The 15,091-nt window shown below is 71.5% G+C and carries 12 protein-coding genes and 2 pseudogenes; 8 read left to right on the top strand and 6 right to left on the bottom strand.

The window, feature by feature from the left end:
• Positions 1-173: 173 nt before the first annotated feature.
• Positions 174-1,505: an LLM class flavin-dependent oxidoreductase gene (locus DRB89_RS39290; protein ID WP_112450535.1), complete on the bottom strand. Its 1,332-nt coding sequence runs from the start codon at positions 1,503-1,505 to the stop codon at positions 174-176.
• Positions 1,506-1,967: 462 nt separating this feature from the next.
• On the opposite strand from DRB89_RS39290, the gene DRB89_RS39295 reads away from it, so the two are divergent.
• Both DRB89_RS39295 and DRB89_RS39300 read left to right on the top strand, forming a co-directional pair.
• Positions 1,968-2,951, top strand: coding sequence for an XdhC family protein (locus tag DRB89_RS39295; RefSeq protein ID WP_112450374.1), 984 nt, complete (start codon positions 1,968-1,970; stop codon positions 2,949-2,951).
• Between the two features lie 103 nt (positions 2,952-3,054).
• A complete protein-coding gene (locus DRB89_RS39300; RefSeq protein ID WP_112450373.1) occupies positions 3,055-3,453 on the top strand; it encodes a DUF6479 family protein in 399 nt (132 codons plus the stop codon).
• 82 nt (positions 3,454-3,535) lie between these two features.
• Here DRB89_RS39300 and DRB89_RS39305 read toward each other — a convergent pair whose 3' ends face one another.
• Positions 3,536-4,498, bottom strand: a complete 963-nt coding sequence (locus tag DRB89_RS39305; protein WP_112453679.1) for an ATP-dependent DNA ligase — start codon at positions 4,496-4,498, stop codon at positions 3,536-3,538.
• Positions 4,498-5,382 carry a non-homologous end-joining DNA ligase gene (ligD, locus tag DRB89_RS39310; protein ID WP_112450372.1) on the bottom strand — a complete coding sequence of 295 codons (885 nt, stop codon included), beginning with the start codon at positions 5,380-5,382 and terminating at the stop codon, positions 4,498-4,500. Before ligD ends, DRB89_RS39305 begins: the two co-directional genes overlap by 1 nt.
• A 31-nt stretch (positions 5,383-5,413) precedes the next feature.
• Between ligD and DRB89_RS39315 the strand changes: the two are divergent.
• From DRB89_RS39315 to DRB89_RS39335, 4 genes and pseudogenes are all read left to right on the top strand, one after another.
• A pseudogene (locus DRB89_RS39315) lies at positions 5,414-6,082 on the top strand (Ku protein); the annotation flags it as partial.
• Positions 6,083-6,302: 220 nt separating this feature from the next.
• Complete coding sequence (locus tag DRB89_RS39325; protein WP_112463948.1) at positions 6,303-7,568, top strand: sugar ABC transporter permease; 1,266 nt, start codon at positions 6,303-6,305, stop codon at positions 7,566-7,568.
• Positions 7,565-8,473 (top strand): carbohydrate ABC transporter permease, encoded by a 909-nt coding sequence (locus tag DRB89_RS39330; protein ID WP_239516602.1) that lies wholly within the window; start codon positions 7,565-7,567, stop codon positions 8,471-8,473. The genes DRB89_RS39325 and DRB89_RS39330 overlap by 4 nt, the downstream gene beginning before the upstream one ends.
• Positions 8,474-8,612: 139 nt before the next feature.
• The gene (locus DRB89_RS39335) at positions 8,613-10,826 is read left to right on the top strand and encodes a bifunctional glycosyltransferase family 2 protein/CDP-glycerol:glycerophosphate glycerophosphotransferase (RefSeq protein WP_112463678.1); all 2,214 of its coding nucleotides are present in this window, start codon (positions 8,613-8,615) and stop codon (positions 10,824-10,826) included.
• Between the two features lie 112 nt (positions 10,827-10,938).
• Here DRB89_RS39335 and DRB89_RS39340 read toward each other — a convergent pair whose 3' ends face one another.
• Positions 10,939-11,511 (bottom strand): snapalysin family zinc-dependent metalloprotease, encoded by a 573-nt coding sequence (locus DRB89_RS39340; protein WP_112450093.1) that lies wholly within the window; start codon positions 11,509-11,511, stop codon positions 10,939-10,941.
• A 408-nt stretch (positions 11,512-11,919) separates the two neighbouring features.
• Between DRB89_RS39340 and DRB89_RS39345 the strand changes: the two genes are divergently transcribed.
• Together DRB89_RS39345 and DRB89_RS39350 are read left to right on the top strand one after the other, a co-directional pair.
• Entirely contained in the window at positions 11,920-12,390 is a 471-nt protein-coding gene (locus DRB89_RS39345) for an RICIN domain-containing protein (RefSeq protein ID WP_162688917.1), read from the top strand.
• Between the two features lie 505 nt (positions 12,391-12,895).
• Positions 12,896-13,216 carry a DegT/DnrJ/EryC1/StrS family aminotransferase gene (locus tag DRB89_RS39350; RefSeq protein WP_162688918.1) on the top strand — a complete coding sequence of 107 codons (321 nt, stop codon included), beginning with the start codon at positions 12,896-12,898 and terminating at the stop codon, positions 13,214-13,216.
• Positions 13,217-13,429: 213 nt separating this feature from the next.
• Here DRB89_RS39350 and DRB89_RS39355 read toward each other — a convergent pair.
• Both DRB89_RS39355 and DRB89_RS39360 read right to left on the bottom strand, forming a co-directional pair.
• Positions 13,430-13,651, bottom strand: a pseudogene (locus tag DRB89_RS39355) (HNH endonuclease); the annotation flags it as partial.
• Positions 13,652-13,673: 22 nt separating this feature from the next.
• A complete protein-coding gene (locus DRB89_RS39360; protein WP_112450091.1) occupies positions 13,674-14,858 on the bottom strand; it encodes a barstar family protein in 1,185 nt (394 codons plus the stop codon).
• Positions 14,859-15,091: the final 233 nt, after the last annotated feature.

The following is a 15,091-nucleotide window of genomic DNA, read 5'->3' on the forward strand; positions in this document are numbered from 1 at the left end:
GGTTTGCCGGGTCGCGGTGTTCGGTGCGGTGCCTCTCCCCCAGCTACCGCTGGGAGGGGCCCCCGGGCGGAGGACCACGCCTCGTACTGGACGTACCGGCGTGGTCCGACAACGCCGCGAGGTGCCGTGCCGGGCGCCGCGACCCGGTGAACCTTCCCGGCCACAGCACTAGCTCACGCCGTGGCCCCCGCGTGGCGGTTGGCGGGCCGGGCCAGCCCGTAGTTCTCGCGCAGGGTCCGGCCGGTGTACTCGGTGCGGAAGAGGCCGCGGCGCTGGAGGATCGGGACGACCTGGTCGACGAAGTCGGTGAGTCCGGTGGGCAGGACGGGCGCCATGATGTTGAAGCCGTCCGCGGCGCCCTGGGTGAACCACTCCTCCAGCTGGTCGGCGATCTGCTCGGGCGTGCCGGCGAAGACCCGGTGGCCGCGGCCGGCACCGAGGCGGGCGATCAGCTGGCGCAGGGTGAGGCCGTCGCGGCGGGCGAGTTCGGCGACGAGCGTGAAGCGGCTCTTGTTGCCGTTGATGTCCCGCTCCTCGGGGAGGTCGGGCAGCGGCCCGTCCAGCGGCAGCCCGGTGAGGTCGGTGCCGAGCATCCCGGAGAGCTGGGCGAGCCCGTACTCCGGCACCTGCAGGTCGGTGAGCTCCTGCTCCAGGGCCTTGGCCTCGGCTTCGGTGGACCCGATGACGGGGGCGATGCCCGGCAGGACGAGGAGGTCGTCCTCGGCGCGGCCGTACTTGGCGAGCCGCGACTTGAGGTCCTTGTAGAAGGTCTGGCCGTCGGCCAGGGTCTGCTGGGCGGTGAAGACGGCCTCGGCGTACTGGGCGGCGAACTCCTTGCCGTCCTCGGAGGAGCCGGCCTGGACCAGCAGCGGGTGGCCCTGCGGGGAGCGGGGGACGTTGAGCGGGCCGGCCACGCCGAAGTACTCGCCCCGGTGGGCGGCGGGGTGCAGCTTGTCGGTGTCGGCATAGATGCCGGCTTCCTTGTCGAGGACGATCGCGTCGTCTTCCCAGCTGTCCCAGAGCTTGGTGGCCACGTCGAGGAACTCGCGGGCGCGGTCGTAGCGGAGGTTGTGCGCCAGGTGCTCGTCCTGGTTGAAGTTGCGGGCCTCGTCGACGGTGCCGGAGGTCACGATGTTCCAGCCGGCCCGGCCGTTGCTGATGTGGTCGAGGGAGGCGAACTTCCGGGCGGTGTGGAAGGGCTCGTTGAAGGTGGTGGAGACGGTCGCGATGAGCCCGATGTGCTCGGTGACGGCCGCGATGGCGGAGAGCAGCGTGAGCGGCTCGAACCCGCCGAGGGCGTTGTAGCGGGCCTTGCCCCAGAGGGCGAGCCCGTCGGCGAAGAAGATCGAGTCGAGCCGCCCGCGCTCGGCGGTCCTGGCCAGCTCCTGGAAGTAGCGCAGGTCGGTGACCCGTTCGGGGCTGCTGGCCGGGTGCCGCCAGGCGGCGTCGTGGTGGCCGGCGTTCATGAGGAAGGCGTTGAGGTGGAGGGTCCGGGGTGCGGTCATGTCGTGTCCTCGGTGGAATCGGCTCAGGGCGGGGCGGGGCGGATCAAGGCGGGGCGGGTCAACGTCCGGCCTGAGCGCGGGCCCCCGGGCCAGGGCCTGGGCGGCCGTCGCCGCCTCGCCCACCACCTCGATGTCGGGCTCGGAGTCCAGCAGGTCGTGCAAGCCGCGCCGGCCGACCTCGTGGTCGTCGCGGAGGAACACCCGGATGGGAGCCGGGGCGGCAGTTGGTGCATCGGACATCCACGCCACACCCCCGGGTCGGGATACGTCTCGGGTCGATTGTCCCCGAGGTGGCTTCCGTCGCCGTGGGGCGCGGTGAGGTCGAGGTGCCGGTGCCGGGTGGAGACGGGACGGGGGGGGGGGGCGTGGGTTTGGGTGGCTAGGTTGGACAGGGAGGCCACTTTGTGTTGCTGACCTGGTGCTTTGTGGCGTGCTCTGACGGTGAGGATGGGGCGGCGCGAAATGCGTGACTTGGTGGAGACGGCGCGGCAGTGGCTGGCCGAGGGGCGGGTCGCGTTTCTGGCGCGGCCCGTGACCGAGCAGGGGTTCGGGCCGCGGGATCCCGCCGGGGCCGTGCTCGTGGACGCGCGCGGGGAGTGCGCCGGGGCCCTGTACCGCGGGGTGTTCGACGCCGAGCTCGTGGCCGAGGCCACGGCGATGGGGGCCGGGGAGACGGCTCGGGTGTGCGAGGTCTCGGTGGGGTCCGGCGAGGCCGTCGAGGCGAGGCTGACCTGCGGCGGGCAGGCCGAGGTGCTGCTGCAGCCGCTGGGCGCGATCCCCGCCGAGTGGTGGGAGCTGCTCGGGCAGGGCGTCGGGGTCGCGCTCGTTACCCGGCTCAACGAGCGGGCGGACCAGGCCGTCAGTGTCGTGGTGCGGGGGGCGGACAGCCCCTCCGATGACTCCGAGCGGCGGGCCGGGGAGTTGCTGAGGTCGCGGCGGCCCGGGCGGGACGCGCTGTACGGGGGTTCCGGGCTGGTGCTCGTGGAGGCGTACCCGTCGGCCCCCTACGTCGTCATCGGCGGGACCGGGGAGCTCGCCGAGGTCATCGAGGCGCAGGCCCGGCTGCTCGGGTGGGACGTCAGTACCGTCGTCTCGGTCGGGGAGGCCGAGAAGGTGCTCGGGGAGCGGAGGGACGCCGCCTGTCTTGCCATGCTCAGCCATGATCCGGCGTTCGACGTGCCCACGCTGCGCACCGCGCTCGCGCTCGGGATCCCGTACGTCGGTGCGCTCGGGTCCCGCAAGACGACCGCGCGGCGCCGGGAGGGGCTGGTCGCGGCCGGGGTGGGCGAGGAGCGGCTGCGGACGGTGCACGGGCCGATCGGCCTGGACCTCGGCGGCCAGAGCCCGGCGGAGACCGCGCTGGCGATCTGTGCCGAGATCCTGGCGGTGCTCGGGGGGCGGGACGTGCGCGGGGTGCGGGATTCCGAGGGGCCGCTGAGGGGCTGAGGGCCATCCCGTGGGCCCCGATCCCGGCGGGTTCGGGGCCCGTGGTTCCGGATCCGGCGGCCTCGATCGGGTGAATTATCTGGAATGCGGGAAACTAGGAGGTATGGACACGACTCTGACCTTCCTCGCGTTGGACAGAACTCTGACCAACATCGCGTGGTTCCTGGTCGTCGGGCTCATCGTGGTCGGCTTCCTGCTCGGCGGTTTCATGCTGGGCAAGCGGGTCCGGTCGCACGAGCCCGCACCCCCCTCTCCCGAGAGCCAGCCCCACCTGCCCGACGGCGGTGCGGTGCGCGAGATCTCCGAGGAGCGGGAGTACGTCGACTTCCCCGAGAGCGGGCTGCGTCCGCACGAGATGCAGGGGTACGGGAACTTCGGCTCCCGGACCTCCAGCCATCAGGAGGACGTGCGCGCCGAGCGGGAGTCCGGCTACGAGCATCCCAATCCGCGGCCCCGCAAGCCCCCGACCGTGCCGCCGCTCGGCGGCGTCAAACCCGCCTGAGCCAAACCTGAGCCAACCCTGAGCACCCGAGCACCCGAACCCCATTGGACCGGCCATGACCCGCCGCGCCTCGCGCGGCGGGTCACATGTCCGCCCGCAGCCTCAGCACCTCCGGCGGGGGGTGGCGGGTCGAGGTGTGGCGGACCTCGGCCGTCAGCGGCGGGTCCAGCGGGTGGAACGGGACTTCGCCGAGGCCGATCGCCGTGACCGTGCCGCCACCGTCCCCGACTCCGCCGCCGTCCCCGTCCCCGTCTCCGTCCCCGTCTCCGCCGCCGCTGCCGTCTCCCGCGCCTCCCCCGGCCGGCCGCGCCCGTGCGGCCACGGCCGCCGCCGCCTCGGCCCGGAGCGCCGCCGTCAGCGGGCTCGACACCAGCGGGGTCTCGTCCCCGACCGGCAGGACCAGGACCAGGGCCAGCGGGCGGCGGGCGGTGCCCGTGTAGCCGACCACCGCCGCGTCGCGGACGTTGGTGTGGCGGAGCTTTTGCCAGCCGCGCCGCCCGGCGGGGTAGGGCTGGTCCATCCGCTTGACGACCAGGCCCTCGATGCCGCTGGCGGGCAGGGTCTCGTACCAGGTCTGCGCCAGCTCCGGGTCCGTGGTCATCGGGACCGGCTGGAGCGGCGGGCCCAGGGGCAGGAGGAGGTCGACGAGGAGCGCGCGCCTGCGTTCGTACGGGCGGGCGCGCAGGTCCAGCCCGGCGAGTTCCAGTACGTCGAAGGCCGCGTACGAGGCCGGCAGCGTCTGTGCCAGTACGGCGGCCCGCGCGGCCGAGGCGGCCGCCGCCCGGCGCTGGACGAGCGCGAATTCGGTGCGGCCGGCGTGCCAGACCACGACCTCCCCGTCGAGCACGGTTCCGGCGGGCAACCGCCGTGCGGCGGCGGCGAGATCGGGGAAGGCGCCGGTGACGATGCGGCCGGAGCGGGCCTGCAGGCTCACCCCCTCCAGGGTCCGCACGACGACGAGGCGGTGGCCGTCGAACTTCGGCTCGTACGCGAGACCGGGCGCGCGGGGCAGGGTCCGTACGGCGGTGGCGAGCGCGACGGTGATCACGGCAGCCGCCCCGCCCTGTCCGGATCGAGGAGGGGGGCGAAGAGATCGCCCTCGCGCTCCAGCCGGGCCGCGACGTCGTCGGCGAGGAAGACCAGGTCAGAGGGATCGCGGCAGGCTTCGACCTCCGCCCACGAGACCGGGGCGGAGACGGTGGGCAGGGCGCGGGCGCGCAGCGTGTAGGGGGCGGCCGTGGTCTTGGCGGCGGCGTTCTGGCTGTGGTCGACGAAGACCTTGCCGGGGCGCAGCGCCTTGGTCATCCGGTGCACGACCAGGTCGGGGAGCTCGCGCTCGGCCTCCTGGGCGAGGGTCTTGGCGTACGCCGACACCTGCTCGGAGGGGGTCGGCTCGAGGGGTACGGCCAGGTGGAGGCCCTTGGAGCCGGAGGTCTTCGCGTAGGCGTGGAGGCCGTCGTCGGCGAGGCGGCGGCGGAGCCAGAGGGCGGCGGCGGAGCATTCGACGACGGTGGCGGGCGGGCCGGGGTCGAGGTCGAGGATCAGGCGGTCGGCGAGGGCGGGGGCGCCGGCCGGCCACTGGGGGGTGTGGAACTCGACGACGAGGTTGGCGGCCCACATCAGGGTGGCCAGGTCGGCGACGACCACCTGTTCGGCCCGGAGGTCCTCCGAGCGGGGAACCGGGGTGGTCTTCACCCAGTCGGGGGTGCCGGGCGGCGGGTTCTTCGTGAAGAAGAGCTGGCCGTCCGGCCCGTCCGGATAGCGCAGGAACGACACCGGCCGGTCGTGGATGTGGGCGAGCAGGGAGCCCGCGACCGTGGCGTAGTAGTGGAGTACCTCGCCCTTGGTGAAGCCGGTCTCCGGGTAGAGGACCTTGTCGAGGTTGCTGAGCGCGATGCGACGGCCCTCCACCATGGTGATCGGCGTCATACCATGAGATTGCCATGAAACAGGAGGAACCGTGCGATCCATATGGAACGGGGCGATCTCCTTCGGCTTGGTCAGCATTCCGATCAAGCTCGTGAACGCCACCGAGAGCCACTCGATCTCCTTCCGTCAGATCCATGTGAGCGACGGCGGACGTGTCCGCTACCGCAAGGTCTGCGAGCTGGACGGGGAGGAGGTGACGGCCGCCGAGATCGGCAAGGGGTACGAGGAGGCGGACGGGTCGGTCATCCCGATCACGGACGAGGATCTGGCGCAGCTGCCGATCGCGACCGCCAAGACGATCGAGATCGTTTCCTTCGTGCCCGCCGATCAGATCGATCCGTTGCAGATGGACGCGGCGTACTACCTCGCGGCGAGCGGGGCGACGGCGGCGAAGCCGTACACGCTGCTGCGGGAGGCGCTGAAGCGGAGCCGGAAGGTCGCGATCGCCAAGTACGCGCTACGGGGGCGGGAGCGGCTGGGCATGCTGCGGGTCGTCGACGACGTGATCGCGATGCACGGGCTGCTGTGGCCGGACGAGATCCGGGTGCCGGAGGGCGTGGCGCCGGAGGGCGAGGTGTCGGTGCGGGAGGCCGAACTGGACCTGGCCGACGCGCTGATGGCGACGCTGGGGGAAGTGGAGATGGACTCGCTGCGCGACGACTACCGCGAGGCGGTGGAGGCGATGATCGCGGCGAAGGCGGGTGGGGGCGACGGTGAAGCGGTGGCGGTACCGGCGCCCCCACCCGCCCTGTCTCTTATCCCCATCTGACGCTGCCGACCGTCTACCCTGTGTAGCTTGCGATCCCACCCCGGCCTCCTCCGCCCGGGCCTCCTCCGCCCGAGCCGCCTCCGCCCGGGCCTCCTCCGCCCGAGCCGCCTCCGCCCGGGCCACGAGGTCGGCCGAGGCGCGCCGCCGCCGGCTGACCGCGGCCGCGTTCCTGCTGCCCGCCCTCGTCCTGCTCGGCGCGCTCGTCGTGCACCCCATCGGCTACTCGCTCTACCGCAGCTTCTTCGACCGCTCCGGCGACGGCTTCGTGGGCGCCGCGAACTACCGGGAGATCCTGAGCGACGACACGATCCGCACCGCCCTGGGCAACACCGCGGTGTGGGTGGTGCTGGCCCCCGCCACCGCGACCGCGCTCGGCCTGCTCTTCGCCGTGCTCACCGAACGGGTGCGCTGGGGAACGGCGTTCAAGCTGGTCGTCTTCATGCCGATGGCCATCTCCATGCTCGCGGCCGGCATCATCTTCCGGCTCGTCTACGACGCCGACCCCGACCGGGGCGTCGCGAACGCGGTCTGGGTCGGCGTCCACGACACCTTCGCCGAGTCCTCGGCCTTCCCCAAGGCCCGGCCGGGCCGGGACTCCCCGCTGCTCCCGGCCGACGGCGGCGCGTACGTGACCCGCGATCCGGTACGGGCGGGCGCGGCGGCGCTGCTCCCGCTGGTCGGCGTCGCCCCGGAGGCCCTGCCCGAGGGGACCCGCACGGCGAAGCCCGCCGCCGCCGAGCCCGGCAAGGTCACCGGCACGGCGTGGCAGGACTTCACCCGGGGCGGGGGCGGCGCGACGAACACGGTCGACCCCACCGAGTCCGCGCTGGCGGGGCTGCGGATCGAGGCGGTCAAGGACGGCCGGGTCGTCGACTCGGCCACCGCCCGCCCCGACGGCACCTTCACCCTGTCCGCGGAGGCCGACGGGGCGCTGCTGCGGCTGCCCGCCTCGAACTTCCGGGAGGCGTACGCGGGGGTGGAGTGGCTCGGCCCGACGCTGGTGACTCCCGCGGTCATCGGGGCGTACGTGTGGATGTGGGCCGGTTTCGCGATGGTGCTGATCGGGGCCGGGCTGGCCGCCGTACCGCGCGAGCTGCTGGAGGCGGCGCGGGTGGACGGGGCGAGCGAGTGGCAGGTGCTGCGGCGGATCACCGTGCCGCTGCTGGCGCCCGTGCTGGCCGTCGTGCTCGTCACCCTCGTCATCAACGTCATGAAGGTCTTCGACCTGGTCTTCGTGATCGCGCCGGGCGCGGTGCAGGACGACGCCAACGTCCTGGCGCTCCAGCTGTACCGGACCTCCTTCGGCACGGACGCCGATCCCGGGCTGGGCTCCGCCATCGCGGTGCTGCTGCTGGTGCTGGTGCTCCCCGTCATGGTCTACAACATCCGCCGCATGCGCCGGGAGGCCCGCCGATGAGGCCGAGCACACCGACCGGACCGACCGGACCGAGCACACCGGCGGGACCGCGCACACCGGGCGCCACCCGGTCCCTCGCCTCCCGCGCCGCCGGCGGGACGCTGCGCGTCTTCCTGATCCTCGTCGGCCTGTTCTGGCTGCTGCCCGCCCTCGGCCTGCTGGTGTCCTCCTTCCTCTCGCCCACCGACCTGAACCGGGACGGCTGGTGGCAGGTGCTGTCCGCGCCCTCCCGGCTGACGGCCGGCAACTACGAGCGGCTGCTGGAGAACGACACCGTCACGGGTTCGCTGCTCAACACGGCGGCCATCGCGGTCCCTTCGACCCTGCTGGTCCTGGCGCTGGGCGCGTTCGCCGGATACGCCTTCGCCTGGCTGGAGTTCCCCGGCCGGGACTGGCTGTTCCTGATCGTGGTCGGGCTGCTGGTCGTCCCCGTGCAGGTGGCGCTGATCCCGGTGTCCGAACTCTTCGGCTCCATCGGGCTGTTCGAGACGACCGCCGGGGTGGTGCTCTTCCACACCGCCTTCGGGCTGCCGTTCGCCGTGTTCCTGCTGCGCAACTTCTTCGCCGAGATCCCGCGCGAGCTGCTGGAGGCGGCCCGCCTGGACGGCGCCGGCGAACTGCGGCTGTTCGCCCGGGTGGTGCTGCCGCTGGGCGCCCCGGCGGTCGCCTCGCTCGGCATCTTCCAGTTCCTGTGGGTGTGGAACGACATGCTGGTCGCGCTGGTCTTCGCGGACTCGGCGCATCCGCCGGTCACGGTCGCCCTCCAGCAGCAGGTGCGGCAGTTCGGGAACAACATCGACGTGCTGGCGCCCGGCGCCTTCCTGTCGATGGTGGTGCCGCTCGTCGTCTTCTTCGCCTTCCAACGGCAGTTCGCGTCGGGGGTGATGGCGGGGGCGATCAAGTGATCCGCCCCGACCGGGCTTTTGATCACGGCGTTGACGTGCCCTGTTGACGCTGCGTAACCCGAATGCCACACCGTGCGTAACCCGATCACCACGCCGGGGGTTCCTGGGCAATATGCCCGCGCCGACCCCTGGATGTGCCGTGCCCCGGTTCAGCGTCATCGTGCCCGCGTACAAGGTCCAGGCGTACCTCCAGGAGAGTCTGGACTCGGTCCTGACCCAGTCGTATCCGGACCTCGAGCTGATCGTGGTCGACGACGCCTCCCCGGACGCCTGCGGTTCGATCATCGACGACTACGCCGCCCGGGACCCCCGGGTGACCGCCGTGCACCTGGCGCACAACCTGGGCCTGGGCCCGGCCCGCAACGCGGGCCTGTCCCGGGCCACCGGCGACTACCTGGTCTTCCTCGACGGCGACGACACCCTCGCCCCCGGCGCCCTGCAAGCCATCACCGACCGGCTGAAGGCCACCGGCTCCCCGGACGTCCTCGTCTACGACTACGCGCGCACCTACTGGACCGGCGAACTGGTCCGCAACAGCCTCTCCCACCGGCTCTCCGAGGACGGCCCGGCCAGCTTCCGGCTCGCGGACCGCCCGGCGCTGCTCGGCATGCTGATGGTGGTGTGGAACAAGACGTACCGCCGCGAGTACGCGGAGCGCGAGGGCCTCTCCTTCCCGCCCGGCTTCTACGAGGACACCCCCTGGACCTATCCGGCGCTCCTGGCGGCGGAGTCCGTGGCCGTCCTGGACCGGGTGTGCGTCCACTACCGCCAGCGCCGCACGGGCTCGATCCTGACCACCTCCACCCGCCGTCACCTCGACGTCTTCGACCAGTACGACCGCGTCTTCGGCTACCTCGCCACCCGCCCCGAGCTGGAGCGCTGGCGGCCCGTCGTGCACCGGCGGATGGCCGAGCACTTCTGCGCCCTGTACGCGGACCCGCGCCGGCTCCCGCGCGCCGCCCGGGCCGAGTTCTTCGGCCGCGCCTCGGCCCTGCTGCGCCGCTACCGCGTCCCGGGGCCCCGCCCGCTGTCCCTGAGCCGCACCGACCGGATCCGCCACGCCCTGATGCGCGTGGGCGCGCGGCGCGCCTACCGCGCGCTGTCGCTGCTGCGCTCGGCCTCGCTCGCGGCGGGCCGCGCGGGGGCCACCGCGTGGCGGGGGCTGCGCGAAACGGCCCTGCGGCTGCACTACCGTGCGCAGCGCCTGCTGCCCCTGCGCCCCGAACTGGCGGTGTTCTCCGCGTACTGGCACGGCGGCTACGCCTGCAATCCGGCGGCGATCGAGGCCAAGCTGCGCGAACTGGCCCCGCGCATGCGGACGGCGTGGATCTGCGATCCGGCGCACGCCTCGACGCTCCCCCGCGAAACGGCCCTCCTGCGCCCGGGCTCGGCGGCGTACTGGACGGCCCTGGCCCGTGCCACGTACCTGGTCACGAACGTCAACTTCGAGCGGACCCTGGTCAAGCGCCCGGGGCAGATCCTGCTCCAGACCCAGCACGGCACCCCGCTCAAGCGGGTCGGCCTCGACCTGCAGGACCGCCCGGCGGCCACCCCGACCACGGACTTCGCCGGCCTGCTGCGCGGCGCCGACCAGTGGGACTACCTGCTCTCGGCTAACCGCCACTCCACCCTGGTGTGGGAGAAGGCGGTCCCGTCCTCGTACACCACCCTCGAATACGGCTACCCGCGCAACGACGTCTTCCACCGGGCGACCCAGGCGGACGTGCTCGAACTGCGCGAACGCCTCGGCATCCCGCCGGGCTCCACGGCGATCCTCTACGCGCCGACGCACCGGGACTACCGCCGCAGCCGCCCCGACCACCTGGACTTCGAGCGGATCCTGCGCGACCTGGGCCCGCGCTACACGATCCTGACCCGCACGCACCTGACGTACGCGGGCTCGGCCTCCCCCGAACCGCACCCCCGCCTGCTGGACGTCTCCTCCCACCCCTCGGTGGAGGAACTCTGCCTGGCCTCGGACGCGTTGGTGACGGACTACTCGTCGCTGATGTTCGACTACGCCTCGCTGGACCGGCCGATCGTGATCCACGCGGACGACTGGGAGGCGTACGAGGCCTCCCGCGGCACCTACTTCGACCTGCGGGCCTTCCCCCCGGGCGCGATCGCCCGGACCGAGGACGAGCTGGTGGACATCTTCGCGACGGGCCACTGGCAGGGCTCGCGCTCGGCGCAGCTGCGCTCGTCCTTCCGGGCCCGCTTCTGCACGTACGACGACGGCCAGGCGGCGGAGCGGGTGGTCCGCCGCGTGTTCCTGAGCCAGCCGGCGTCCCCGATCGTCCCGCTGGAGGACCGCCGCCCCACCCCCGTTACCCAGGCCAACTCATCCCGGTGAAGCGCCCCAAGCTGCATCCCGATGAAAGCGCGGCAGTGGACCGGCACGGCGGCCCTCCGGGAGTCCCGTCCCCGCCACGGCCCCGCACCGGCCCACCCGTCGACCCCGACGGTCAGGGGGCGTCGATGAGTACCCTGCCGTCGGTCGGCACGGTTGCCGCGAGTCCGTTCGCGTACGCGTTCTGCACGCGGGACCGCTCGGTCGCGTTGGGCACGGCGTTGGTGCAGGCCGTCCCGGGGCTGGACCCGGACATCAGCTGGGAGCACGGCCCCGGCTTGGTGTCCGGGAGGCCCAGGCTGTGGCCCAGCTCGTGCGCAGCGATGCGCGTCTTGTCGTACCCCTGGCTCACAGCCTGCGCGCCGAGTTCGACTCGTACCTGTCGTCCGGGACGGACCGGACCGAGGGTGGCCTGCGGCCAGCCGGTGGTGGCCACGATGACGATCTCGGCCCGGACCCCGGGCGCGGCCTCCACCAGCCGAACGTTGCTGACGTTCGCGTTCCAGGAAGCGACCCCGGCCGTGATGGCCGCTTCCCAACCGCCGGCCCGACTGTCGTCGTAACGGAGCGTCACTATCGCTGCGGAGGCGTCCGGTATGGGCGCGGGTGCCGCCGTCGCGCCGGGTGCCGCCGCGAGAACCATTGCGGCGGCGGATGCGCCTGCTTTCAGCCAGGTGCCCAGAGACATGGTCGTCTTCCTTCATGCGTGGGGGGACCCGGCCCCTCGGCGGAACCGGGGCACTGGAGACGCCGTCACCGCCCGCCGGTGGCCCGCATGTTCGGACAGCCGCCCCTCCGGAGCCCTAAGAAGGTAGCCCCGCACCCCATCAACCCGTCATGCACCTGCCAGCCAATTCCGGCAGGCACTCCAGCCGATGCCCGGTCAGCGGGCGCCACCATCCAGGGGCCTCGCGCGGCCCGCTCGGCAAGCGGGCACGGATAAACGCTGTCAGTTGAAGTGAACGAAGCCACCGGGGCCTGACAGTTGAGCCTTGGGTAAGATCATCCAGGTTCAATTATTTTGTAACAGGAGCTCAGGGGGACGAAGTTGAAGACGTCATCGAGATTTCTTGCTGTGGGGGCATCGGCTGCGGTGATGGTGCTGGCGGCAACGGGAGTCGGCCATGCCGAACCCGTAAACGAGCCCCGCGCGGCAGCGGAGCTGCTGATCAATAGCTCGGGCAAGTGTCTGGAAATAGAGAACTCCAGCACAGCCAACGGAGCGAAGGCCCAGCAGTGGACGTGTGTCGGCCAAAGCGGGGCTTACTGGAAGACTGTTCCCGCCGGTTCCCCCGCCGAATTCTGGATCGTCAACGCGAAGAGCGGCAAGTGCCTTGAGGTCGAGAACGGCTGGAAGCACAACGGCGCGCCCGTACAGCAGTGGACCTGCACCCCTGGGGTGAAGCACCAGCTTTGGATGGGGGCCGGTCCCAGGCCTGGCGGCGCCGCCATTATGAACAGCGGAACCGGCAAGTTCCTTGAAGTGGAGAACTCCAGCGGGGCGAACGGCGCACGGGTCCAGCACTGGCAGTACGCCCAGGTGAGCGGTCAGGCTTGGCGCGACTAGACACCTCTCGGATCGCAGTAAATGCCGGCCGCCGACAGACTCCCGATCCAGGCGACCGGCAGCAGTGAGGGTCGGAGTGCCGTGGGAGTTCTTCAGTTCTGCGCGTGGGACTTCGCAGCAGAAGACCCATCGTGGTTGCTGATGCACGGCATCGCTGCGGCCGGTTCCGGCTTGTGCCCACCCCCCGTGGCGGCACGTCCTGCCGGAGCGGGTTCTTCCTTTGCCCCGCAGGGGCGGGCCCCGGCGCGAAGCACCTTCAAAGGGGCCCGGGAGCGAAGCGACTTGCCCGAAGGGTAGGTCTTCTGCCCGCCCGTGCCCGAAGGGCACACAGGGGGCGGGCCAGCCCGCAGGGCTGTCCATTGCCCCCCGCAATCAGGCATACAAGAGGGGCGGCAATCTGCCGCCCCTCTTCACCTGTTCGGCCGTCCGGCCCGCGTCTCACAGCTCCCACCCCGGGGCCACCGCGCCCGTCAGCACGGCGGCCATGTCGCCCCAGGTGCAATCTGTGCTGGCGCACGCGCCCGGCGATGCCGAACGGCGGCCACACACGTACTACAAGTACCCCCTGACGATGCCCGACGCCACCTCTGCCGCCTCCCTCATGACCCACCTGGGCCGAGCCGGCATCTCAACGGAGCAGGTCTACCCGCATGCCGTCCCCCACCAGCCGGCGCTGCGCGAGATCACCCACCGCACCACCGACATCGCTGTCACCCTGGACCTCCTCCCGCGCACCGTGTGCCTGCCGCTGGCTCCCGAACTCACCGACGAGGAAGCCGACCGCGTCATCCAGGCAGTCCACGACTTCCAAGCCGCAACGGTCTGATCCCGGCCCGTCCGCATGCGGGCACGCCCCCGCCTCTCCTGTGCCGGAGGCGAGGTTCGCAGGATTCGCCCGCGCCAGGTCCAGTGCCCATTCCCACAGTTGCATCGGATGCGACATCGTGCCCTCGGAGCGGCGTCGCCGCGGAACGGCATCCGAGGCTCACCCCAAAGCGCCGAGCATTCCGTCGCTGGTCAGGTGATCTGTGTGGGCGGGTCACAACGCGTTCTCGCGGACGACGTTGATGCTCGGGCAGTCCTCCGCGACCCCGAGCAGGGCCTGGCGCTCGGCGTCGTCGGCGACGAGGTTCCAGCGCAGCTTCGTGGCGGTCCGCTGGGCGGCGTACTCGCAGGGGTAACCGCCGGCCGGGGGAAGCCACTGCGCCGGAGCCGTGTCGGCCTCGGACCGGTTCGACTTCGCTGTGACCGCGATCAGCGTGGTCCCATCAGAGTGGTGCGATTCACCGGAGGACAACGGTGACGCCGTGGCTCTCGAGGAGTTGCAGGGCTTCCTCGAAGTAGGTGAGCTTTCCGCCTTGGTCCAGGGTGAAGTTCAATGCATGGCGAGCGATGTCGGCGTCGTGCCACATCAGGGTGAAGGGCCCGATGACGCCGCGTCGGCCGCCCAGGCAGTCATTGAGATCGTCGAGCCCTCGGCCGAACCAGCGGCCGGGACCGATGAGTGCTTCGCCCAGCGCGCAATAGAGGCCGGGCTTGTCGGTGATGAATCGTCCGTCAAGGTGATGGGTTCCCCCGGCGCGATCCGGCTCGCCGCCTGGATGAGGGCGTATCAGGTCGAGCCACTCAGCTCGGCCCCGCGTGTCCAGTGAGGACCACTGGTTGGGTGTCGTCGGGAAGCCCTGGTACCAGGTTTCCCAGATGCGTCGGGCAGCGAGCGAGGGTCGATCGTCGTCCCCGCCGTCTGCGAGCGTGATGTCGACCAAGGACCCGCCCAGCACGGACGGACTGACCTTGGCGATCTCCAGACGGACCCCGTGGGACCCCATCTCCCGCCCGAACCGGTCCAGTGCCACCAGTACCCCCCACTCCTGGATACAGGCTTGCGGGTTGCGCACGGCAGCGAGCAGCCGCTCCCCGGGCTCGCACCCAATGAGCTGCAAGGGGATGTCCGGGCCGACCTCGCGCGGGGCGACGAGACCATCGATGCCGAGGCATTCGCCGACAGGCCCGCCCCTGTAGTCCTCTTCTGCAATCGCGAAGCGTGGAGCGGCAGGCATGGTGCCGGGGCCGGCGCCGGGCCAGACCTCGCTGTGTTCGACCACGCCAGTGCCGAGGACGAGGTCGACGAGGTCCGGATCGGTCGCGTTGGGCGAGTACGAGATGGCGACCGTGTCCACCAGGGTCCACGCGAACTGAGGGCGGTTCTCATCTGAGATGGTGACTTCCAGATTGCCCAAAGACCGCGTGGACTCGTCGGGAAAGGCGAGCACATCGTGCCATGGCCCTGCGGGCGTGCACCCGCGCAGAGTCAGGAGTTCACGTGGCGGCGGCACCGGGTCGACGAACAGTCCCTCCACATCGGCGCACCGCCCCCAGAAGTCGCGCTCAAGGTCAGCATCCTGGCGGGTCAGAAGAAATCTGACCGGAAAGATGTGATCCCACGTGGCATGGTCCTCGACCCGCACGAAGTCTCCGAACAGCTGATCCGACTTGACGGGTCAACGATACGGAGCAACGTTCCCCAGCCCGACGGAAGGGGGTCTGTCGAACAAACGGCTCTGTCTCACATTCGGTGGTGATGCTGAGTGCTGGCGGGTCGTTGACATCGGTGTGATGGATGTCAACGAGCGTGTGCAGATGGCGTTTCCTTTTGCAGACACCCGCCGTCCCGGCCCTCACCGTTCCGGTTGCCATGCCG

This window comes from Streptomyces sp. ICC4 (assembly GCF_003287915.1).
Taxonomy (GTDB): domain Bacteria; phylum Actinomycetota; class Actinomycetes; order Streptomycetales; family Streptomycetaceae; genus Streptomyces; species Streptomyces tritrimontium.

Excerpts from the sequence above, each read along its gene's own strand:
- DRB89_RS39290 (WP_112450535.1), bottom strand. The coding sequence starts at position 1,505 with ATGACCGCACCCCGGACCCTCCACCTCAACGCCTTCCTCATGAACGCC.
- DRB89_RS39295 (WP_112450374.1), top strand. The coding sequence starts at position 1,968 with ATGCGTGACTTGGTGGAGACGGCGCGGCAGTGGCTGGCCGAGGGGCGG.
- DRB89_RS39300 (WP_112450373.1), top strand. The coding sequence starts at position 3,055 with ATGGACACGACTCTGACCTTCCTCGCGTTGGACAGAACTCTGACCAAC.
- ligD (WP_112450372.1), bottom strand. The coding sequence starts at position 5,382 with ATGACGCCGATCACCATGGTGGAGGGCCGTCGCATCGCGCTCAGCAAC.
- DRB89_RS39330 (WP_239516602.1), top strand. The coding sequence starts at position 7,565 with ATGAGGCCGAGCACACCGACCGGACCGACCGGACCGAGCACACCGGCG.
- DRB89_RS39340 (WP_112450093.1), bottom strand. The coding sequence starts at position 11,511 with ATGTCTCTGGGCACCTGGCTGAAAGCAGGCGCATCCGCCGCCGCAATG.
- DRB89_RS39345 (WP_162688917.1), top strand. The coding sequence starts at position 11,920 with ATGGTGCTGGCGGCAACGGGAGTCGGCCATGCCGAACCCGTAAACGAG.